Source organism: Halapricum desulfuricans, assembly GCF_017094525.1.
GTDB lineage: Archaea > Halobacteriota > Halobacteria > Halobacteriales > Haloarculaceae > Halapricum > Halapricum desulfuricans.
Map to the genome: position 1 here is coordinate 2,796,682 of NZ_CP064788.1, position 21,068 is coordinate 2,817,749.

Annotated in this window: 21 protein-coding genes; 9 read left to right on the top strand and 12 right to left on the bottom strand. The window is 65.9% G+C overall.

Features of this window, described 5'->3' with window-relative positions:
- Nucleotides 1-323: 323 nt before the first annotated feature.
- The 3 genes from hjc (at nucleotide 324) to HSR122_RS14390 (ending at nucleotide 2,895) form a co-directional block, all read left to right on the top strand.
- Nucleotides 324-848 carry a Holliday junction resolvase Hjc gene (gene hjc / locus HSR122_RS14380; protein ID WP_229110491.1) on the top strand — a complete coding sequence of 175 codons (525 nt, stop codon included), beginning with the start codon at nucleotides 324-326 and terminating at the stop codon, nucleotides 846-848.
- 70 nt (nucleotides 849-918) lie between these two features.
- Nucleotides 919-1,959, top strand: a complete 1,041-nt coding sequence (locus HSR122_RS14385) for an A24 family peptidase (RefSeq protein ID WP_229110494.1) — start codon at nucleotides 919-921, stop codon at nucleotides 1,957-1,959.
- Between the two features lie 39 nt (nucleotides 1,960-1,998).
- Nucleotides 1,999-2,895: a carbohydrate kinase family protein gene (locus tag HSR122_RS14390; protein WP_229110495.1), complete on the top strand. Its 897-nt coding sequence runs from the start codon at nucleotides 1,999-2,001 to the stop codon at nucleotides 2,893-2,895.
- Nucleotides 2,896-2,911: 16 nt separating this feature from the next.
- Here HSR122_RS14390 and HSR122_RS14395 read toward each other — a convergent pair whose 3' ends face one another.
- The 5 genes from HSR122_RS14395 to HSR122_RS14415 are packed head-to-tail and all read right to left on the bottom strand — an operon-like array spanning nucleotide 2,912 to nucleotide 8,076.
- Nucleotides 2,912-3,310, bottom strand: a complete 399-nt coding sequence (locus HSR122_RS14395) for a helix-turn-helix domain-containing protein (protein ID WP_229110496.1) — start codon at nucleotides 3,308-3,310, stop codon at nucleotides 2,912-2,914.
- Nucleotides 3,311-3,312: 2 nt separating this feature from the next.
- On the bottom strand, nucleotides 3,313-3,942 hold the full coding sequence (locus HSR122_RS14400) for a TorD/DmsD family molecular chaperone (protein WP_229110498.1): 630 nt from the start codon (nucleotides 3,940-3,942) through the stop codon (nucleotides 3,313-3,315).
- A gap of 2 nt (nucleotides 3,943-3,944) precedes the next feature.
- Nucleotides 3,945-5,087: an NrfD/PsrC family molybdoenzyme membrane anchor subunit gene (gene nrfD / locus HSR122_RS14405; RefSeq protein ID WP_229110500.1), complete on the bottom strand. Its 1,143-nt coding sequence runs from the start codon at nucleotides 5,085-5,087 to the stop codon at nucleotides 3,945-3,947.
- A 2-nt stretch (nucleotides 5,088-5,089) separates the two neighbouring features.
- A complete protein-coding gene (locus HSR122_RS14410; RefSeq protein ID WP_229110501.1) occupies nucleotides 5,090-5,758 on the bottom strand; it encodes a 4Fe-4S dicluster domain-containing protein in 669 nt (222 codons plus the stop codon).
- Between the two features lie 2 nt (nucleotides 5,759-5,760).
- On the bottom strand, nucleotides 5,761-8,076 hold the full coding sequence (locus HSR122_RS14415; RefSeq protein ID WP_229110502.1) for a molybdopterin-containing oxidoreductase family protein: 2,316 nt from the start codon (nucleotides 8,074-8,076) through the stop codon (nucleotides 5,761-5,763).
- A 266-nt stretch (nucleotides 8,077-8,342) separates the two neighbouring features.
- On the opposite strand from HSR122_RS14415, the gene HSR122_RS14420 reads away from it, so the two are divergent.
- The gene (locus tag HSR122_RS14420; RefSeq protein WP_229110504.1) at nucleotides 8,343-8,603 is read left to right on the top strand and encodes a hypothetical protein; all 261 of its coding nucleotides are present in this window, start codon (nucleotides 8,343-8,345) and stop codon (nucleotides 8,601-8,603) included.
- A 148-nt stretch (nucleotides 8,604-8,751) separates the two neighbouring features.
- Here the strand turns inward: HSR122_RS14420 and HSR122_RS14425 are convergent, their stop codons facing one another.
- Nucleotides 8,752-10,023: a hypothetical protein gene (locus HSR122_RS14425; RefSeq protein ID WP_229110505.1), complete on the bottom strand. Its 1,272-nt coding sequence runs from the start codon at nucleotides 10,021-10,023 to the stop codon at nucleotides 8,752-8,754.
- Between the two features lie 113 nt (nucleotides 10,024-10,136).
- Complete coding sequence (locus HSR122_RS14430; RefSeq protein ID WP_229110507.1) at nucleotides 10,137-10,796, bottom strand: helix-turn-helix domain-containing protein; 660 nt, start codon at nucleotides 10,794-10,796, stop codon at nucleotides 10,137-10,139.
- A gap of 159 nt (nucleotides 10,797-10,955) precedes the next feature.
- On the opposite strand from HSR122_RS14430, the gene hisI reads away from it, so the two are divergent.
- Nucleotides 10,956-11,327, top strand: coding sequence for a phosphoribosyl-AMP cyclohydrolase (gene hisI, locus HSR122_RS14435; protein WP_229110508.1), 372 nt, complete (start codon nucleotides 10,956-10,958; stop codon nucleotides 11,325-11,327).
- Nucleotides 11,311-12,450: a DUF7118 family protein gene (locus tag HSR122_RS14440; RefSeq protein WP_229110509.1), complete on the top strand. Its 1,140-nt coding sequence runs from the start codon at nucleotides 11,311-11,313 to the stop codon at nucleotides 12,448-12,450. Before hisI ends, HSR122_RS14440 begins: the two co-directional genes overlap by 17 nt.
- Before the next feature lie 11 nt (nucleotides 12,451-12,461).
- On the opposite strand, the gene glmM is transcribed toward HSR122_RS14440, so the two are convergent.
- A complete protein-coding gene (gene glmM, locus HSR122_RS14445; protein ID WP_229110510.1) occupies nucleotides 12,462-13,838 on the bottom strand; it encodes a phosphoglucosamine mutase in 1,377 nt (458 codons plus the stop codon).
- A gap of 93 nt (nucleotides 13,839-13,931) precedes the next feature.
- Complete coding sequence (locus tag HSR122_RS14450) at nucleotides 13,932-14,531, bottom strand: DUF5789 family protein (RefSeq protein ID WP_229110511.1); 600 nt, start codon at nucleotides 14,529-14,531, stop codon at nucleotides 13,932-13,934.
- A gap of 94 nt (nucleotides 14,532-14,625) precedes the next feature.
- Here HSR122_RS14450 and HSR122_RS14455 point away from each other — a divergent pair, with 94 nt between their 5' ends.
- Nucleotides 14,626-16,071, top strand: a complete 1,446-nt coding sequence (locus HSR122_RS14455; RefSeq protein ID WP_394355530.1) for a hemolysin family protein — start codon at nucleotides 14,626-14,628, stop codon at nucleotides 16,069-16,071.
- Here HSR122_RS14455 and HSR122_RS14460 read toward each other — a convergent pair.
- The 3 genes from HSR122_RS14460 to HSR122_RS14470 all read right to left on the bottom strand — a co-directional run bounded on the left by HSR122_RS14460 (nucleotide 16,060) and on the right by HSR122_RS14470 (nucleotide 19,433).
- Entirely contained in the window at nucleotides 16,060-17,250 is a 1,191-nt protein-coding gene (locus HSR122_RS14460) for an inorganic phosphate transporter (protein ID WP_229110513.1), read from the bottom strand. The genes HSR122_RS14455 and HSR122_RS14460 overlap by 12 nt on opposite strands.
- A gap of 85 nt (nucleotides 17,251-17,335) precedes the next feature.
- Entirely contained in the window at nucleotides 17,336-18,577 is a 1,242-nt protein-coding gene (locus HSR122_RS14465; protein WP_229110515.1) for a glycosyltransferase, read from the bottom strand.
- A gap of 151 nt (nucleotides 18,578-18,728) precedes the next feature.
- Nucleotides 18,729-19,433, bottom strand: a complete 705-nt coding sequence (locus HSR122_RS14470; RefSeq protein ID WP_229110516.1) for a DUF5828 family protein — start codon at nucleotides 19,431-19,433, stop codon at nucleotides 18,729-18,731.
- Nucleotides 19,434-19,607: 174 nt separating this feature from the next.
- Here HSR122_RS14470 and HSR122_RS14475 point away from each other — a divergent pair, with 174 nt between their 5' ends.
- Both HSR122_RS14475 and upp read left to right on the top strand, forming a co-directional pair.
- A complete protein-coding gene (locus HSR122_RS14475; RefSeq protein WP_229110517.1) occupies nucleotides 19,608-20,300 on the top strand; it encodes a type 1 glutamine amidotransferase domain-containing protein in 693 nt (230 codons plus the stop codon).
- Between the two features lie 57 nt (nucleotides 20,301-20,357).
- On the top strand, nucleotides 20,358-21,032 hold the full coding sequence (upp, locus tag HSR122_RS14480; RefSeq protein WP_229110518.1) for a uracil phosphoribosyltransferase: 675 nt from the start codon (nucleotides 20,358-20,360) through the stop codon (nucleotides 21,030-21,032).
- The last annotated feature ends 36 nt before the right edge of the window (nucleotides 21,033-21,068 follow it).

Below are 21,068 nucleotides of genomic sequence, written 5' to 3' on the forward strand. Positions count from 1 at the left end.
TGAATCTGACACGTCTGGGTCTGCCCGTACCGACCTTTTCGTCCGAGCAGTCGCGCTTGCGATCGCTTTGAATCCCCGGCTATTGGGACTGGGTTTTATTTTGAAGCACTCATAGACGATAGATACAGGGCCGTTTCCGGGCGTTCGATCACGGCGGCCGTCGCCGAGGAGGGCCAGAACGACGCCACCGAAGCGATCGGGGTCATGGAGGACGCGACGGCGTCGACATCGCACACGTGCAGTGTCCTGCGACCGTCCGAGACGCGTGCGACGAAGCGACCGTCCGAAAGCAGTAACACCGACGCGCTCCGAGATGGCTTCCGATGGTAGTGTCCAACGAGAAGGGCGACCGCCGCGAGCGCGAGCTCGTCAACGCCCTCGATGCGGCCGGGTTCGCGGTGATGCGCGCGCCGGCCAGCGGGAGCGCGACCGAGCGGGAACTCCCGGACGTGCTGGCCGGCGACGGCACGACCTTCTACGCCATCGAGGCCAAATCCAGCGGCGGCGACCCCATCTATCTCTCGGGCGAGGAGATCGAGGCGCTGGTCTACTTCTCGCGGAACTTCGGCGCGAAACCGCGGGTCGGCGTCCGGTTCGACCGCGAGGACTGGTACTTCTTCCACCCCGGCGACCTCTACACGACCGACGGCGGCAACTACCGCGTCAAAAAGGAGACCGCGCTGGCAGAGGGAACGGACTTCGAGGAGTTCGTCGGCCACTCGGAGAAGGTCACGCTGGACGACATCGCCGAGGACGACGGCCCGGACCAGACCGTCCTGGACGTGCTCGCGGCCTTCGATCGGGGCGATCTGGACATCGACGAGGCCGCGGCGATGCTAGAGGACTAGGCGTCGTCACGACCTGCTCGGCGGCCGTTCCGCAACTGATAACACCCTGCCCGCTGAGCGTTCGACCAGCGTGTACGCCGCAGCGATCACCGACCTGTTGCGCCTGATCGCCGTCCCGGTACTCGGCTGGGCGGCGGTCCGCGACCTCGAGACCCGTCGCGTCCCCAACGAGACGTGGCTCCCGCTGATCGGACTCGGGGTCGCACTGCTTCTGTGGGACGGACTTGCCGTCTGGATCGACACCGCGTGGATGCTGACTATCGACGGTCTCAAGGTGGGCGTCGAGGCCTGGTCGGCCGGCGAAACCGCACGGTCGCTCGCGCTCCGGTCGGCGATCAGCGTCGGCTTTCTCGTACCATTTGCCTACGCGTTCTGGTGGTTCGGCGGCTTCGGCGGCGCGGACGCGAAGGCGCTGATGGCACTTGCGGTCCTGTTTCCGACCTATCCGGTGTTTTACTTCCCATCGCTCACGCTGCCGCGGTTCGAGGCGACGCTCGGCGTGTTCGCGCTGACGATCCTCTCGAACACGGTGCTGGTCGGGGCCGTCTACCCGATCGCGCTCGCGGGCCGGAACCTGCTGCAGGGAGCGGTGAGTCGGATGATGGTCGTCGGCCGCCCCGTCGCCGTCGAGACGCTGCCCCGGCGGTACGGCCGGTTGCTGGAGCGGCCCGAGGGATTCACCCGGCGCGGGATGGATCTGGACGTGCTGCGGATGTACTTCTCCTGGCGCGGGCTGACGCTCGCGCAACTGCGGGGAGACCCCGAGCGCTACCGCGACCCCGCGAGCCTGCCGTCCGAGCCGAACGATCCCGGTGACGGAACGGTCCCCGAGGGGGACCGCTCGCTGGTGCGCACCGACGGCGGTCGTGAACAGGACGGACGCGAGGACGACCCCTGGGGCGCGGACGCGTTCTTCGAGGACATCGGCGGCCCGATCTACGGGACCGACGCCGAGGAACTCCGGGCCGGGTTGACGCTCCTCGCGACGAGCGAGCGGGTGTGGTACTCGCCGGGACTCCCCTTTATCGTCCCGATGTTCGGCGGACTCGTCGCGAGTCTGCTCGCCGGTGACGTGCTGGTCTGGCTGCTCCTGCAGGCCGGACTCGGCTAGATCGACAGCGACAAACTGCCCGGTCGGCTTTCGGAACGTATGGACGTCTTCGTCGCCGGCGGCTGTTCCTGGGACTCGATCGTCTATCTCGATACGTTCCCGCGGGAGACCGAGACACACTTGGCGCGGGACTTTCAGGAGACGCTGGGCTCGAGCGGGTCGGGCAAGGCGCTGAACCTCGGACGGCTCGGCGTCGACACGCGCTTCCACGCGATGATCGGCGACGACCGCTACGGTGAGTCGATCCGCGAGCGCTTCGAGTCCGAACCCGTCGCGTTCCGGTTCGATTACGACCCGAACGGAACCGAACGGCACGTCAACCTGATGAACGACGCCGGCGAGCGGATCTCGATTTTCGTCGTCTCACCCACGCAGGAGCCCGACATCGACTACGAGCGGCTCGAGCAGTGGACCGCCGAGGCCGACGCGCTCGTCGTCAGTCCCGTCAACTACTCGCGGTACCTGCTCCCGGCCGCGGTCGAGGCCGGGACGGCCGTCTGGGCCGACGTTCACGCCTACGACGGCGAGGATCCCTATTACGACGACTTCCTCGAGGCCGCCGACTACCTGTTCATGAGCGAGGAGGGGATGGCCGACTACCGCGAGTTCATGCGCGAGCGGATCGACGCTGGCAGACAGCTGGTCGTCTGCACTCGCGGGAGCGACGGCGCGGTCGCGCTGACCGCCGACGGCGAGTGGATCGAGGTCCCGGCCGCCGAGTTCGACACAGTCGACACCAACGGGGCGGGCGACGCCTTCTTCGCGGGGTATCTCTACGGGCATCGACAGGGGCTGTCCGTCGAGACGAACCTGCGCCTGGGGACGCTCGCCGGCGGATTGGCGGTTTCCTCGCGGGATCTGGCACACCCCGATCTCTCGCCGGATCGGCTGGCCGACGAGTACGAACGGCGGTACGGGGAACCGGTGCGTCGGTGAGGTCCCGTGCCAGTCATCAACGGTCGACAGCGCCGCTCTCCCCGTCATTCGCGTCGACGAACGAGCGGACGAGATGTCGCTCGACGGCGTTGAGCCGCTGCGAGATCGCCGACTCCGAGCGGTCGAACGCCGCGGCGATGTCGGCGAGGCGGGCGCTTCGCGGGTTGTCGTAGTACCCGCACGCGACCGCGTAGCTGGCGGTCGAGCGCTGTGCGTCGGTGATGTCGTCGACGGCGATGACGTGCGGGCCTGCATCGGTCGAGCCGACGGCGTCGATCGAGAACGACTCGTCGTCCATCGATCGCCCGAGAAACAGGAGCAGTTCGCGGGCCGCGTCAGGCTCGGGAAACGAGAGCGTCATTCTGATGCCGGCCTCGTCCGGGTCGGCCGTCGCCCGCGTCTCGTGCTGTGACACGGTTATCCCTCCGCGTGCGTGCTCGCCCGGTCGACCATCCGTTCGACCTGCGCTTCGTCCGGTCCCGCGGCGTCGAGTTCCGATCGCAATCGCTCGATCGCGGCGACCAGTTGCTCGACACACCACCGATGGATCGGGGCCTGCGCGGCCGCCCGGTCGGTCAGCGCGGCGAAGGCGTCGATCCAGTCGAGTTCCGTCTCGACGAACGCGGCGAGTTCGTCCCACTCGCCGGCTTCGGCCAGCAGACTCGCGTACTGGAGCTGGAGCGCGACGTGATCGGGCGGGTACGCCTCCGGAACCGTCGCCTCGAGCGCGTCGTACCGGCGCTGCATCGCGGCGGCCGGCGGGCCACCCATCAGCCCGCTGCGGTCGCCGTACCACTCCTTGTAGGGAGAGGCGGCCGGCGGCGCGAACGGCGTCGCCAGCGCCCCGAACAACGCCTCGTAGTCCTCAGTGAGGTTGCGCCCGGAAACAGGAGGTGGATCGTCGGGGGCGATCCCGACCCGTTCCAGCAGCTCGGCGAGGGCATCGGGCTCGTTTTCGAGGGTCTCCTGAACCGCTCGATCCGGATGGCGCAGACAGTTCGACAGTCCGACGAGCGCGTCCGCCCACGCGTCGTTTCGTGCCGACATCGTCACAGTCCCGGAACGGCCAGCGGCGTCTTGACGGCGGCCATCAGGATCACGTACCGGAGCAGGAACCCGCCGACGAGCACGAGCGTGTACTTCAGCGCGTAGCCGCCGGTCAGCAGTCGCTCGCCCCACAGCGTCTCGCCGACGTCGGTGAACTGATGCAGCATCGTCACCGTGATCGAGAGGACGACCGGAAGCCCTGTCCCCAGGATCAACACGCCGCCGACGAACTCCAGCCCGTAGGTGCCGAACAGCGCGGTCTCGGTCACGTTCGCGGCGACGTCCGGGGAACTGGCCAGATACGACACCAGCAGCCCGATCGCCACCAGTTCCACGACGATGATCGCGTCGTCGGTCAGGCAGAACCGGTGGTTGGTCCGGGTCAGCGCGCCGCCGCTGGCGACCGTCCCAAGAAGGGCCGCCGAGATTCCCGTCGAAACGCCGCTCAACAGGAAGATGAAGGGCAGGTACGTCCGCTCCCACAGCGGGACGACCGCGACGTCGCTCAGCAACATCGCCGTGTACGCGATGAGCAGCAGCGCGAGCGCCCCGCCGACGAGCCGGAACGCGCCGTGGACGCGGCTGGGCGGGCGCGTCGTGTCGGCGATCGTATCCAGCAGCCACACGATCCCGCGGTCCGCCGACCACGGTGCGACGCCGTCGATCCAGCCGAGGATCCGCCGAGGGAACATGCTCAGGCCGGACTGGGACTGCAGGTTCGCCCCGAAGTGCAGCCACAGCGTCTCCAACGCCGCGACGACCGTGAACAGCACGATCACCCACGTCCCGATGACCAGCCACGAGCCGAAGTTGGTGAAAAGCACCGGGAACGTGAGCGCGCGCAGCGGCGCACCCAGGTGCGACAGCAGGGCGACGCCGCCGACGGCGATCGAGAGGACGCTGAGCACCGATCCCCAGCGAGCGGTCTCGGCGCAGGCGTAGCGGTGCTCGTCGTCGTCGGTCCTGGCGAGCAGGATCTTGCCGAGCCAGCTGTCCGTGTCCATCAGGCTCTTCATCAGGCTCGCCCACGAGGAGGTCACGTACGCCCCGCCGGCGGTGCCTCCGAGGAAGAGATACAGCGCGATGAACTGTGCCCAGTGGACGTGGGGCAGCCAGAGCCATTCCGAGCCACCTGTGACACTCATGGTTAGTCCCCTGCGTTGTCAGGCGTCGCGGCGTGTTCGACCATATCGAGGTTTTCCTCGCCCTGGAACGGCTCGACGATGACCCGCTCGTTGTTCGATTTGAACCGCTCGGCCGCCGCCTGGGAGGCCTCTTTGACCATCTCTTTCTCCGGCCCGGCCTTGATTGCTCCGCCAACGCAGTCGGAGACGCAGTTGGGCTGGATCGGGTTGTCCTGCTCGTTTTTCGACTCCGCGCCCGCACCGCTGCCCGGCCCCTGATCGAGACACATGTTACACTTCGACATCAGCCCGTTGTCGCCGTAGGTCGGCGCGCCGAACGGGCACGCCCAGCCACAGTACTTGCAGCCGATGCACTTGTCCTGATCGATGGTCACGATCCCGTCGCTGTCGCGCTTGACGATCGCCTCCGTCGGGCAGACCTCCTCGCAGGGCGCGTCGTGACAGTGCATACACGACATCGAGATCGGGACGTTCTCGATCGGCGAGGACGTGTCGGCGTCGTACTCCTCGGACGCGGGGTGGGTCCCCTTCTCGTGGTGGGTAACGGTCCGCCAGTCGTCGGCGTCGGAATCCCGGCCGTGGAACTGCTTGCAGGAGATCGAACACGCGTGACAGCCGATACATCGGTTGGGATCGAAGTAGAACACCCAGTGGTCCTGTCTGTCAGCCATGGTCAGTCACCCCCCGCCGGCGTTACGTCGACCGCGATGTGTCTGTCTACCTGTCCCGTGATCGGATCCATCTGTGTGTCGTGAAGGGTCATCGTGTTCATTCCGTCCGCCGACCGCTCGCGGGCGTCCTCACCGGTCGTGATCGCCGAGGTCTGGCCGAACCCGTACTGTGAGGTGACGAACCCGGGCCGTGCGCGCTCGGTGACGATCGCCATGAGATCGCCGCTGCCGCTCTTGGATTCGATCGTCACCAGATCGCCCGTCTCGATACCGCGCTCCTCGGCATCCCGCGGGTGGAGATAGAGGTAGTTCCCGCGGTAGTCCTCCTCGCTCAACTGGTTTCGCTTGGCGAACTGGTCCTGCAGTCGCTCGTGGGGCTGGTTGCTCCCGTGGGAGAAAAACACCGAGCGAACGTCGGTGAACTCCAGGGGGTACTCCTCGGAGGTCGAATCGCCGTACGTGCCCGGCGAGATCCACTCGGGGGCCGTGTCCATCCCGGCCTCCTCGGCGGCCGTCGCGAACGACGATACCTGATCGAGGTCGAATCGGAAGGTGAAGTCCTCGCCGTACTGCTCGTAATCGTACTCCTCGAGGAGCTCGTAGTTCGTCTCGCCGCTATCGAGCTCTTCGAGGGTCAGATCCAGCGTCGAGAGCTGGTCGTCGATGTACTCCTCGTGGGAATCCCACTGCTGGAAGATCGTCCAGTCGTCGTTGTCCGTCCGCTCGGCCATCGCGTCGGCGATCCCGGTCAGGATGTCGAAGTCGGGCTTGGTGTTCCACTGCGGATCGACGGCGGCTTTCGAGCCCGTGATCCACTTGTGGTTGGGGTAGGCACTCCAGTTGCCGGTCCCGAGGGTGTCTTTCTCCAGCTGGGTCGCCTCCGGCAGGACAATGTCCGCCCGCCGGGAGACGCCATTCCAGTAGGCGTCGATCGAGATGACCAGATCCATCGCCTCGATCGCCTCGATCCACGCGTCGGCGTTGCCGTCTTTCAGCGGGTCGTCGTGGTGACAGACGATCCCGTTGATGTGGTCGTTGTCGACCATCTCCGGGACGAGGTTGTGCGCGATCCCCTCGATGTGCCGGACGGGGTAGTCGGAATACTCGTCGTATTTCTTGAGCGCCGGCTCCTTGTACTCGGCGCGCGGCGTGTAGTCCTCCTCACAGACCTGGCCGAACGATGCCGTCGCGGGGTACTTCCAGAGCCGGAGCCCGCCGGGCCTGTCGATATTGCCGACCAGGCCGTTGAGCGCGGTGATGTTCTGGGTCGCCTTCCAGCCGTTGCCGGCCTGTGCCGTCCCCGTCCAGACGGAGATACCCGCCTGCGGGGCGGCCTCGGCGAACCCGCGTGCGACCCGCCGGATCTGGTCGGCGTCCAGACCAGTGATCTCGGCCGCCTCCTCGGGGGGCATCTCGGCGGCCGCCTCCCGATAGGCCTCGAAGCCGTAGGTGTGGTTCTCGACGAATTCCTCGTCGTACAGCTCCTCCTCGATGATGACGTTAGCCATCGCGAGCGCCAGCGCCCCGTCCGTCCGGGGCTCGATCGGCATCCACTCGTCGGACTTCTGGGCCGTGATCGTGTGCTGTGGGTCGATCGTGACCAGCGTCGCGCCGTTCTCCTCGATCGCCTCGAGGACGCCCTTGGCCTCGAACTGACCGGCGAAGGAGTTCAGAATGTTCCGGCCCCAGGCGATGATGTACTCGGAGTTCTGGTAGTCAGGGACGCGATTGTTCGAGCCGACGCCCATCATCCCACCGGTGACGAACGTCGGGCCGGCACAGACGTGGATCCCGCGGCTGATCCGCTCGGGCGAGCCGTAGAGGTCCCGCCAGACCGTCCGGAAGATGCTCGTCTCGGCCCAGCTAGTGGCGTCGAGGAACGTCTCCGAACCGTTCTCCTCGGCGAACGCGACCAGCCGTTTCGCGGTCTCCTCGAAGGCCGTCTCCCAGTCCACCTTCCGGAGAGTCCCGTCCTCGTCCCGAATGTGGGGCTCTTTGATCCGCTTTGGGTCGTGGGTCTTGTCCAGTTGTGCCAGTCCTTTCGGACAGAGCGTCCCCTCGGTGTCCGGCCCGGCACTCCCGCGCGGATGGCCGTCGACGCCCGTGAGGTTGACGACGGTTCCGTCCTGAACGTAGGCTTTCTGTCCGCAGTTGTGGCTGCACATCCAGCAGTTGCCGAACGCCGTCGACAGCTCGCCGGACGGGGCGCTGTCCGTCCCATCGCCGGAGAGACAGCCACCGAGGGCCGCTGCCCCAGCAGCCGCGCCGGCCGTCTTCAGCAGGTTTCGACGAGTGAGCGTCCCCTCGCGTTCACTCATCGGAACCACTCCAGCAGCCGCCAGAACGACTCGGTCGGTCATCGCACGCGTCGCACCGTTCGAAATCCGCTGTCGAGATCTGCATTGCCACGATCATGACTCTCCCATACCTCTAGAGAGCACTCGTACCAGCAAAGCCGACACTCGGGATAAATTAAGGTTTTATATACTCCGGGTCGGGGTCGCGCACACAGTCTTGTTCGATAAATCCAAGAATAGACAACAACGCTTTGTACCGGGCGGTACAAGTTTACCTGTGAGACAACATGGCTACTGAACGGTCCGATTCGCTCGACACGCTAGTTCGGGTCGCGGAAGGAGAAGACGACCTCACGAAAGCGGGGTTCGAGGAGATCGTCGACTCGATGGAGACGCGAAAGAAGTACAGCGTCGAGTCGTACAACATGCTCTGCACGTCGGCCGACGTGGTGGTCGTCTGTGATATGGACACCCAGGAGTTCATCCAGATCGAGATCCCCCAGGACGCAGCGCCCGAGGACGAAGTTATCGTCACCCGGGACGCCTGATAGTAACCGTCGTACCTCCCTTCCGGGTGCACCGCACGCGTGCACCGGTAAATCGGTACAACGGTCACGATGATCGCTGCCGATAGCGAGTCTCTCGAAAAACGTTTCTTTCGAGTGCCGTCGTGACGCGATTTCGTACGATGTCGGATCAGGACCCGCAGCCGAATCCGCCACCGCCGGTGTCGCCGCCCATGTACTCGATGTCGGCCTTTTTAACCTGGTTCGACGAGAGCTGCGCGAGTTTGGTCAGTTCCTGATTGAGGTCGGACTGGATTTCGAGTCCCGTCGCGGTCGGTTCACCCTCCGTCCGGTCGTCGATGTCCACCCGCCAAGCGTCGTTCGGCGTGGGCGTGTTCTCGGCGTTGTAGTGGTTCCACTGCTTGGAGACGGAACCGTCGTAGACAGCCACGTTGTCGTACCCGAGGATGCCGTCTAGCGCGAAGAAGGCGATCGCGGCCCGGTAGCCGCTGCCACAGAAAGTGACGACCTTCTGTCCCTCTTCGACGCCGTCCAGCCCCCAGACGTGCTCTTCGATCGTGCTTGCGTCCTGCCAGGGAGCGTCCGCCTTGAAGCTGTCCGCCTGCAGGTAGCTGGCCGGCGGGTCGGCGGTCGATCCGGTCGGTCGCGGCGTGGCGTCCCCTCGGAGGTCGAGGAACGCGGCGTCGCTCTCGCCGGCGTTTTTGGCGTCGACCTCCTGAATCATCTGATTCAGACCGAACCGGAGCCCGTAGTTCGGCGTCCCGAACGCCTTGACGGTGTAGGCACAGGTCGGCGCGTCTGGTGCTTCGAACTCCAGATTGTACTGCTCGCCGTATGCCGTCTTCCCGCCGTTGAGAACTTTCACGCGCTCTCGCGGGAAGCCCCAGTATCGCATCGTCCAGTAGGCCCGGGCGACGACGTACGGTGCCGATCCCGTGAGAACGACTGTCGTGTTCTGTCCGACACCGGCGCTCTGGAGGACGGCGTCCATCACCGAGCCGCTCGGGACGAGCGTCGGAGTCTCCGCGAGCCCTTCGAGCCGTTTCTCGGTGAGCGCTGCAGCCCCCTCTGCGTCCTCGGTCGACCACTTGAGCGCACCCGGTACGTGCCCACCGTCGTAACCCGACGTGTCGAGCGTCAGAACGACGACGCGTTCTTCGGCGGTGTCGTTCGTGTTCACCAGGCCCGCGTCCTGCCATTCCTTCAGCGTCGCGGGTTCGATCAGCGCGCTCTCAGTCGCTGTCGGATCGGGTTGCTCCGTCTGCTGTGGCTCGGTCGTTTGCTGTGGCTCGGTCGTTTGCTGTGGCTCGGTCGTGGTCGTCGCATCTGTCGGTTCGGTCGTCGCCCCTCCGTTGTCGCCACCGGAACAGCCAGCGATCGCGGCGGCACCGGCGGCACCGGACAGTGTGAGGAACGTTCGGCGGTCGAGTTCGCGTGCCATATCTGTACACATGGCTTCTGGTTGGATCGGTCTAGCTCTGGATCAATTTGGGCTTTATATACCCGCTCCGCGATCGGCCCGGTTCCACGGTCGTCGGACCCGAAGCGGACCGATCAGTCGACGTCGTCCCAGCAGTCACACTCCACCGAGAGCTGGCGAAGGACGTTACCTTCCGCCCGGCGGAGGCGCTGTGACAGCGCCGAGGTTGAGATGCCGATCCGGTCGGCCAGCTCGGCCAGCGAGACGTCGGCGTCCGGGTCGTAATACCCCATCTCCTGTGCGTGGTAGACGGCTTCGCGCTGCTTGCGGGTGAGCGCGGAGACGTCGACCGAGCAGTCCTCGTTGAACTCCGACCGGTCCGTCGAGACGATGCTCCGGAGCGAGACGTTATCACACACTGACCGGATGTCACTCACGAGATCGGCGACGGCCTGGGTGTCGGCGACGTAGGTCTCGACGACGAACGACCCCTCGTTGATCTCCCGGTAGCGCGGGAGACAGCCGTGCTCGCCGAACACCTTTCCCGGACAGTGATCGCAGAGCTGGTTCTCAAAATACTGGGTCGAGACATTCTCCTGCGCAGGATCACGAACCACGGCGTCGACGTTACAGACCTCCTCGCTGAGGCGCACGTCGATCCCGATGACCTCACCCTCCATGCGGTCCAGCCGACAGGGGCCGCCCCGCTCGATCTCCAGAACGACCCGCATCTCCCGGTCCTCGACTGGCGGGTCGATCGGAGCGCTTTCCCGTCCGATCCGGTTGATCGCCATATCCGGTATATCGGATCTACCACTCAAATGAACGGGGTCGTTTCTCACGTACTGGAAACATCCGTGATCGATCAGCAGGGTCCGGCGACGAGTCTCGCTCGTGTCGCCTGCGCACGCAGACGCAAAAGGCCTATGCGAGCCTGTGCCGACCACAGTGGTATGAGCGAGACAGAGCCGAGACTGGCCTTCGAGGACAACGAGTACCTGCCGGCGGTCGCCCAGGACGCCGACAGCGGCGAGGTCCTCATGCTCGCGTACGTCACGCCCGAAGCGCTGGAACGGACCCGCGAGACCGGCCGCGCCCATTACTACTCGCGGAGTCGGGACGAACTCTGGGAGAAAGGAGCCACGAGCGGCCACACCCAGCACGTCGAAGAGATCCGGGTCGACTGCGACGGCGACGCCCTGCTGTACCTGATCGACCAGGAGGGCGGGGCCTGTCACACGGGGTATCACAGTTGCTTCTACCGGACGATCGACGGCGACGTGGTCAGCGAGAAGGTGTTCGATCCCGATGACGTCTACGAGTGAAGCGTCGGTCGACGAACTGATCGAGCGCTACCGGCGTCGCGCGGACGCCTACGGGGAGGCCTGCGACCGGGTCGAGGAAGCCGGCGAGGACCGACTGCAACGGCTCGCGGGGTACTACGACGAACTCACGGGGCTGTTCGACCGCTACGAGTCGCGGATCGTCAGCGACGGCGAGAGCGAGGTCGACATGGAGGCGTTCATCGAGTATCAGGACGAGCTGGCCCACTTCTTCGAGCACCTGCCCGAGGACCTGCCCCACCGCGAGGACTTCGAGGCGATCGACGACATGATGCACGAGCGCTATCTCAAGCACTCGGACTTCGAAGCCGCCCGCGAGGCGCTGTCGCCGGTCGCCGATCTGGTCGGCCGTCTCGAGGAGCGTGCTCGGGCCGAAGAACGCCTCGCCGAGGCGAGACGCGACCTCGAACGGCGGCGGCGAGAGATCGACGAGCGGATCGACGACCGCGAGCGGCTGATCGAGTTCGGCGAGGCCGATCTGGACGCGCCAGTCGAACGGCTCCGCGAGCCGATCGAAACCTACGACGAGGCTGTCGTGGACGCCTTCGAGACGTTCACCGGCGAGGCGAGTGCCCGCGAAGTGCTTTCGTTCGTCGAATCGACGGCCGCGTTCCCCCTGATCGAGTACCGCGAGCCGCCCGAGGACCTCCTCGAGTACGTCCGAACCTCCGGGGCCGGGGCCGAGTCCATCCCACAACTGCTCGAGTACGCCGACTACTCGGTCTCGAAACTCGATCACTACGTCGAGGACGCTCGCGCGCTCAAGCGCAACGTCGCGACGCACCGGACCTACCTGCAGCGACTCGACGGCGATCCGCTGACAATCGGCTGGCCGCCGCCGACCGCTGCGGCGCTGCAGTTCCGGTGTCGGGAGCTCGTCTCCGTCGTCGACCGGTTCGACCCGCCGGACACGGTGCTGGCCGCACTGCACGACGTTCGGGCGCTCGCCCGGCGCGAGGACTACGAGCGGCTGCGAGAGAGCGCCGTCGCCAGAGAGCGACTCGACGACGACGAACGCGAGCGGCTCAAGCGCGGCGAGATCCGGGACGAGCTCGAACAGTTGCGCGAACGGTACGAGCGACTCGCGAGCGTTCTCGACGAGTAGGACGGCAGCGGCTATGACTTCGCCGCGGCGTCCGTGATCGCGTCGTACATCAGTGACGCGAGCTGTTCGGCGCGGTCGCGGTCGCGTGCCTCGGCGTAGACGCGCACGAGCGGTTCGGTCCCGCTGGGACGGGCCAGTACCCACCCGTCGTCGAACTCGAGTCGGTGGCCGTCGATCGTCCTCACCTCGGCGTCGGTCTCGTGGGCGACCGTCTCGATCGCGTCGATCATCGCCGAGCGCTCGCCCTCGTCGGCGTAGGAGACGTTCTTCCGGACGTTGTAGTACGCGTCGTAGTCGGCGGCGATCTCGCTGGCTCGTCGGTCCGCGAGCAGTTCACAGAAGCGCGCGGCGGTATAGGCCCCGTCCCGGATAGTCCGGTAGCCCGGGAAGATGATCCCGCCGTTGCCCTCGCCGGCGATCGGGACTCTCGTGCCCGCCTTCTGGAGTTGCTGTACCTTCGTGATGATGTGACTGGACCCGATCTGCGTGAGGTGTAACTCCGCGCCGACCTCGTCGGCGACGTCGACCAGCCGCTGGGAGGAGCTGACCGCCGAGACGACGCCGTCACCCGCCCGGAGTTCCTCGCGGGCCAGCGCGGCCAGCGCGGCGTCGCCCTCGATGAACGAACCGGTCTCGTCGACGAAGATCGCCCGATCCGCGTCGCCGTCGTGTGCGACCCCCAGGTCGGCGTCGCTGGTCTCGACCAGTCGCTTCAGGTCGCCGAGGTTGTCCGCGACGGGTTCGGGTTTGCGGCCGGGGAAGTGCCCGTCGGGCTGGGCGTTGATCGTCAGGACGTGACAGCCCAGCTCGCGGAAGAACTGCGGGCTGGTCACCGCGCCGGCGCCGTGACCCGGATCGAGCGCGACTGTCAGGTCCGCGTCGGCGATGCGCTCGCGGTCGACCGCCTCGAGCAACTGGTCGATGTACGCCTGTCGAACGCCGTCGATCGTCCGGGTCTGCCCGATGTCGTCCCACTGGCTGCGTTCGAAGCGCTCGCCGAGCAGGCGCTGCTCGACCTGTTCGAGGTCGTCAACTGCCAGTTCGATGCCATCCGGTCCGATCAGTTTGATCCCGTTGTGCTGGGGCGGGTTGTGCGAGGCCGTCACCATCAGCGCCGGAATCGACTGCTCGTCGGCGTAAGCCTGCGCTCCCGGGGTCGGGATCGTTCCCAGGTAGTCGACGTCGAAGCCGACGCTGGCGAGTCCGCTCCGCGCGGCATCGGCGATCATCCCGCCGCTGGTTCGGGTGTCGTGGGCGACCGCGACGCGCGAGACGCCCGAGTCGGTGCGCCAGACTGTGCCAGCGGCCATCGCGACCTGGAGCGCGTATTCGGGAGTCAGCGTCTCGTTGACGACCCCGCGAACGCCGCTCGACCCGAAGACTTTCATCTGGATGGCTCTCGCACGTCAGGGAGCATAGGGATTCCGGAGTGTCGATGGTCGGGACGGCTGTGATCGGAGTCGGTCCCGTGGGGACTGGCGCTATATCCCGAGCCACTCGTCGTTGCGGATCTCGTACCCGTTCGCCTGGCAGAACTCGGCCGCTCGCCGGCGGACAGCCCGAGACCCCGGAAGTGTCTCCTTCTCGTGGATCCGATTGACGGTCCAGTCGGCGACGACCTCGATCCCTTCGTCCTCGTCGTCGGCATCGATCGCCTTCAGTTCCCGAAACGTCTTCTCGTAGGTTGTACGCTGTGAGTCGCCGAGTTCCTCGTTTCGCAGCGTCCCGGCAGCCTCGACGACCCGTTTCATCGCCGTCGCGACCGTCGGCCGCTGTACCCGGACTCGGACCGACTCGGGCGTGTCGAAGCGTTCCGCGTCCGTATCGGCGACGAGTTCTTCGACCGTGTACGGCCCGTCGACCGATTCGATCTCCCGATCACCGACGGTCTCGACGACGTCTGCCCCCGTCGCGGGGAACGAGACCGATTCAAGCTCCGATTCGAGGTCGGCCAGTACCGCAGGTTCGACCGGCGGCTCCGGCTCGTCGCCCCGCTCAAGTTCCGCGGCGATCGCACGCGCTCGCTGACGGCGCTCTTCGTTTCGGGCCTGATCTTCCCGTCCGCGCTTGTCGTCTGCCATCGATAACATACGTGTGCCGGAGTCATAAGTCTGCGGTCCTCCCTGACACGTTCACAAAAGAGTTAATTCGACCCCACGGAAACAGTGAGTGTTGATGGGGATATCCGCACTTGCAGCGGCGTCACGGGCCGGCATTGAACTATACACCGTACCGATCGTCGGCGTTGAGTTGTCACAGACAGTGGTCACGGCGATCGGCATCCTCATGATTCTGTTTCTCCTCGTTGGATCGGGGTTCTTCTCCTCGTCGGAGATCGCGATGTTCTCGCTGCCGCCGCATCAGGTCGACGCGATGGTCGAACAGGGCAGACGCGGCGCGAACGCGGTCAAGTCCCTCAAGGATGACCCGCACCGCCTGCTCGTGACGATCCTGGTCGGCAACAACATGGTCAACATCACGATGTCCTCGATCTCGACGACCATCGTGGGCTTTTACCTCGACGCGGGAACGGCAGTGATCGTCTCGTCGCTGGGCATCACGTCGATGGTCCTGCTGTTCGGCGAGAGCGCGCCGAAGTCCTACGCCGTCGAGAACACCGAGCTGCATGCGCGACGCGTCGCGCCACCGCTGAAGGTCGTCGGGAAAGTCCTCCTGCCGTTGATCGCGGTGTTCGATTACCTGACGCGGCAGGTCAACAAGATCACGGGCGGTCGCTCGGAGATCGAGAGCACCTACGTCACCCGCGACGAGATCCGCAACATGATCAAGACCGGGGAGCGCGAGGGCGTCCTCGACGAGGAGGAACGGGAGATGCTCCACCGAACGCTCCGGTTCAACAACACGATCGCCAAGGAGGTCATGACGCCGCGACTGGACGTGACAGCAGTCTCGAAAGACGCCGACATCGCCGAGGCGATCGAGACCTGCATCCAGAGCGGGCACGCCCGCCTGCCGGTCTACGAGGGGAGTCTCGACAACGTCATCGGCGTCGTCCATATCCGGGATCTCGTGCGCGATCTCAACTACGGCGAGAACGAGCAACTCGAACTGTCCGATCTGATCGAGCCGACCCTGCACGTCCCCGAGAGCAAGAACGTCGACGATCTCCTCAAGGAGATGCGAGAGAACCGCATGCACATGGTCGTCGTCATCGACGAGTTCGGGACGACCGAAGGGATCGTGACGATGGAAGATCTCACCGAAGAGATCGTCGGCGAGATCCTCGAGGGCAGCGAGGAAGAGCCGATCGAGTTCGTCGACAGCGACACCGCGATCGTCAAAGGCGAGGTCAACATCGAGGAGGTCAACGAGGCGCTGTCGATCGATATCCCCGAGGGCGAGGAGTTCGAGACGCTCGCGGGATTCATCTTCAACCGCGTCGGACGGCTCGTCGAAGAAGGCGAAATTATCGCGTACGACGGCGTCGAGATCCGCGTCGAACAGGTCGAGAACACCCGAATCATGAAAGCCAGAATCAGCCGGATCGACGAGGTCGAGATCGATTCGGACGGGGACCGCGACGAGACGGACGACGACAAGAGCGGTGAGACAGCGTCCGACGACGAGTCGTCCGCCGACACCGGGCGATCAGACGACTGACGTCCAGACGGCAAACAGCCCGTACCCGAGACCGAGCGCCAGCACCAGCGAGCCGATCCACGCGAGCACCGTCTTGGCCATCTTCTCGCCGCTGACCGCGCCGCCACCGGCCGCGTAGCCGCTGCCGATAATTGCGCTGACGATGATCTCGTTGAACGAGACGGGGATGCCGAACAGGACGGCCGTCTGGGCGATGGCGAAACTCGGGATCAGCGCCGCGATCGACCGGCGCGGCCCCAGCGAGGAGTAGTCCTGCGCGATCGCCTTGATCATCCGCGGTGCGCCCGTCCACGACCCGGCGAGCAGGCCGATCCCGCCGAACAGGAGGACCGTCTCGAGCGGGACCTGCACGCCGGTGTCAGGCCCGAGCAGCGGCAGGAGCGGCCCGATCGCCAGTCCGACCTGACTGCCGCCCGCCGAGAAGGCGACCAGCCCGCCCAGAACGAGCAGGAAGTGACGCTGTGCGGCCGCCGCATCGGCCTGCAGATCCCGATACAACAGCGCGGCGATGACCGCGGCGAACGCGACCGAGACGCCGGCCCGGCCGACCAGCGTCGACTGGCCGGCGAGGGCGGCGAGTTCGACGGCGATCGAGGACTGTTCGCCCGGCCCGCCGAGCAGGACGAAGTTCACGTTCGCCAGCAGGACGGCGACGACGGCCGCAAGCGCCGGGACTGCGAGTCGCTCGGGAACACGCTCGTCGCGCAGCGTCGTCGCGACGCCGTAAGCGATCCCGCCGCCGACAAACGGGATCGTGACCCACAGCGTGACGATTTCACGGTACTTGGCCCACGCCGGATCCCCGCCCGCCGCGAGTCCGATCCCGACGACGGCCCCGGTGACGGTGAACGCCGTGGCGATCGGATAGCCCGTGAACACGCCGAAGGCGACCAGGCCAGCGGCCAAAAGCAGCGCTAGCGTCGCCCCCGCAGGCGAGAGCGTGTACCCGCCGATCAGTTCCTGTCCGACCGCCTCCGAGACGTTCGCGCCCTGTAGTGTCGCCCCGGCCAGTCCGAGCAGTCCGACCAACAGTCCGGCTCGTAGCACCGAGATCGCGTTGGCCCCTACCGCTGGCGCGAACGGCGTCGACCCCGAGGACCCGGCACCGATCGCCCACGCCATGAACAGGCTCGCGAGCGTCGCGACCGCAAGCGTCGCCAGCAGTGTCGGCTCGACCATCACGAGCGTGTTCGGCGGCGACCCGGAATAGCCTACCGGCTCGCGTGTCCGTGTCTCGTTGCCGCACAGTGCCCTCTCGATTCCGTCAATCGTCACCGAACAGGGACGAATCGAAGCCGCTCCGGTCCCTGAGTCGCCCGGTCCCGTCGTGGTCGGCGATATCTCCCTCGCTGAGGTCGTCGTTGACGGCTTCTACAGTCTCCGGTTCGACTTTTTCGGTCACCTCGAACGTCTCGACGGGGCTGAGCAAGCCCCAGAGCGCGCCCAGCGAGTGGGGGACGAACGCCACCGGCGTCAACGCGAGATACAGCGGCCACAAAAGCGGCGACTTCCGGTACCCGAACGAACCCGCGAGCATATACACGAACAGCATCCCCAGTAGCGCGAGCGAGAACAGCTCGTAGTAACCCATCCCGGGGGCCGTTCCGGGGAAAGCCACCGCGGCCACGACAAGAAACGGAACCAGCGGTGACAGCGCCCAGGCGACGATCCGGGTGTGATACAGCGGCCGATACCGGAGCGGCAATAGCCCCCCGTCCGCGCGCGTCCCGGAGATCCACCGGCGGCGCTGTTTGATCATCGACCGGATCGACGGCGGTGCCTGATTTCTGAATCGGGTGTCGAGCACTGCAAAGGAAATGTCACGTTGGTCGGCGGCCTTCCAGATGAAGTTCGTGTCCTCGGTGATCGTCGCCCGGTCCCACGTGATCGTGTCCTCTAGGGATTTTCGGATTGCCACGCCCCCGCCCCACGCGTACAGCGGGTACCGCAGACGGTGAAACCCGAACTGCTCGAACTGGTAGCCGACGCGAAACACTTCACTGAGATAGGCGATCCGCGAGCCGGTGTACAGCGGCTTTTCGGTGAACTGGACGACATCGGCGTCCTGGAGACCGTGGAAGTCAGTGACGATCGTGTCCTCGTCCAGGTACAGGACGTACTCCTTCGAGCAGGGGACGTTGCGCCTGGCCCACTCGACCGCACGGCCCTTGTTGGTCGCTGCACACTCGAACGATTCCGGGACGACGTGGACGGCCGCACCGTCGACGTCGATCGGGGCCTCCGCGACGACGTGGACGTCCTCGATCTCGTCCGGGATCGACGCGACCGTCCCCTGCACGACGGCTTCGGCGTCGATCGTCATGACCCGCACCTGCACGTCCGAGAGGTCCCACTCGACGTCGTCGGGCCCGACGGAGCCGCCCCGAGCGAGGACAACGGTCTCGAACAGCCACCACAGCGCGGACAAGCCGTAGAGAACGAGCGCGATCCACAACCCGAGCACGACCGTGCCCACGAGCGGGTTCGAGAGGAGGAACTCGATCATGCTGTGCAGGGCTCCTGTCCGATCGATGGTGGAATGAGGTGCATAGTGTGAGAGACGCTCCACCGGAGGCTGGCGGACCAGCGAAAATTCAACCTTTCGACGTTACGCGCCAGTCCGCTCTGCCGGACCAACAGGTCGCCAGACCAGTCGATCAGGTGTTCGTCGGGTCGGCGTCGTCGTGGTTCCGGTTGGGAACCTCGATACCCTCGGCGGCTTCCGGCGTCTCGGTCTCCTTCTCGGCGTCGATGTGCCAGCGGTCGAGTTCCTGCTCGTAGTCGGCCAGCTGGTTCGACACCCTGATCTTCAGGTCGTCGTCGTTGACGTTGATCTCGAAGACGTACTCGGGGTCGTCGTCGCTGACGCGCCTGACGTTGGCGCTGATTAGCTCGTTGTCGAAGTAGTAGGGCGCGAGCTGGGTCATCACGTTCTGATAGACCGTGTCCTCGACCTTCCGGATCGCCTTCCGGCCGGCGGAATCGGCCGCCCGGGCGACGTAGTCGATCGACTCGCCCCACTTGTCGACGGCCTCGTCGGGATCGTCCAGGTTCTCGTAGGACTCGCTGAGCTTCTCGCCGGCCGTCTGGAGGTCCTCGTCCGGGCCTTTGCCCTTCCTTTCGCCTTCGCCCTCGTCGACGCTTGCCTGTTCGGCTGTCTTCTCGCTGACGTCCTCGTCGAGCCGCTCGTGGCTCTTGGGCCGCCACTCGTCGAACTCCTCGAGGGCCTCGCTATCGACCTCGACGTCGTCCTGTCGGGCGATGTCTTTCAGCGCCCGCGTGAGTCGCTCGCCGTGCTCGACGATCGCCGCCCAGCCGCCCCGGATCTTGAACCCGGAGACGCTCTCTTCCATCTCAGACATAGTCGGGTGTTCGGTCGCTGTGTTCGGCGTCCGTGCGCCGCAAGACGTCCATCTCGAATAGGCTTTCGGGTCTAACGAGGTTAAGCGTTTCCGACCGCGTCCGTGACGGAGCGACAGTCGGCCGGTGTTGCCGCGCTCGGACGATATATCCGTCTCACGACCCACTGTTCGACGATGGTATCCGCACTGTTGATCGTCAGCGAACACGGCTACTGGGGCGAGGAATGTATCGAGCCGCTCACGACGCTCGACGACGCCGGCGTCGACGTCACGGTCGCGACGCCGTCGGGGAGTCCGGCCGTCCTCGACGAGCGATCGGTCGACCCGGACGAGGTCGACGAGGAGCTGGCCGAGCGCGTCCGCGAGGTCCACGAGAACGACGAGCGCCTGAACGATCCCGAACCGCTCGCCGGGGTCGATCCGGCTGCCTTCGACGCGGTCGTCTTCCCCGGCGGCCACGGCACGGAGTGGGACGTCAACCAGGACAGGCACGCCCGAGAAGCCCTGCGGACGGCCGTCGAGGGCGAGGACGGGAAGGCGATGACCGTCTGTCACGCGGTCGGGATCCTCGCGTTCACGCGGGACAGCGACGGCGACGTCCTCGCGGCAGGGCGATCGGTCACGGGCTTCCCCAACGAGTGGGAGGAGGGCATCGTCGACGAACACGACCGGATGCCCGACGGCCGCAAACTCCCCTACTGGGTCGAAGACGAGGTCAAGGCAGTCGGGGCCGACTGGAACGCCCGACTCGAGCAGGACACCAGCGTCACCGTCGATGGGGACCTCGTGACCGCGCGAGGACCACCGTCCTCTGCGACTGCGGCACGGACGCTGCTCGACGAACTGGGTGTCGAGTACGACGGCTGAGCCGTGCTTCGGCGGCGTCTCGTCAGTTATTTCTCCCCGCCAGCCACACGCTCGGGTATGACCATCGAAGACCGCGGCGAGGCGAAAGTTATCACGCACGCGCTCGCGAAACACACGCTCACACAGTTACGAAGCGTCGAGACCGAGCAGGTCGCCTTCCGGAAAGGACTCGTGAAGCTCGGGCGGATCTGTGGCTACGAGATTATCGACGGCGTCATGGAGACGGCCTACGAAACCGTCCAGACGCCGCTGACCGAGACGACCGGCGAGCGCGTCGTCGGCATGGACGACGTCGTGATCATCAACGTGCTCCGGGCGGCGACGCCGTTCGTCGAGGGGCTGCTCAAGGCCTTTCCCCGGGCGCGTCAGGGCGTCATCTCCGCCAGTCGTGACGAAGCCGGCGGGATGGACGACGCCGGCGAGTTCGACATCGAGGTCGACTACGTGAAACTCCCCGAGATCCACCCCGAGGACACGGTCATCGTCGCCGATCCGATGCTCGCGACCGGGTCGACAATGGCGACCGTTCTCGAGCACGTCCAGGGGATGGGCGACCCCGAACGGCTGCTCGTGCTCGCGGCCGTCAGCGCTCCCGAAGGGCTGGTCCGGCTGAACGAGCAGTTCCCCGACGTCGAGGTCCTGTCGGTCGCCGTCGACGATCACCTCGACGAGGACGGCTACATCGTCCCCGGACTGGGCGACGCCGGCGACCGGGCGTTTCGGACGACCTGATTTCTCGCACGAATTCATACTGGTGGCGATACCATT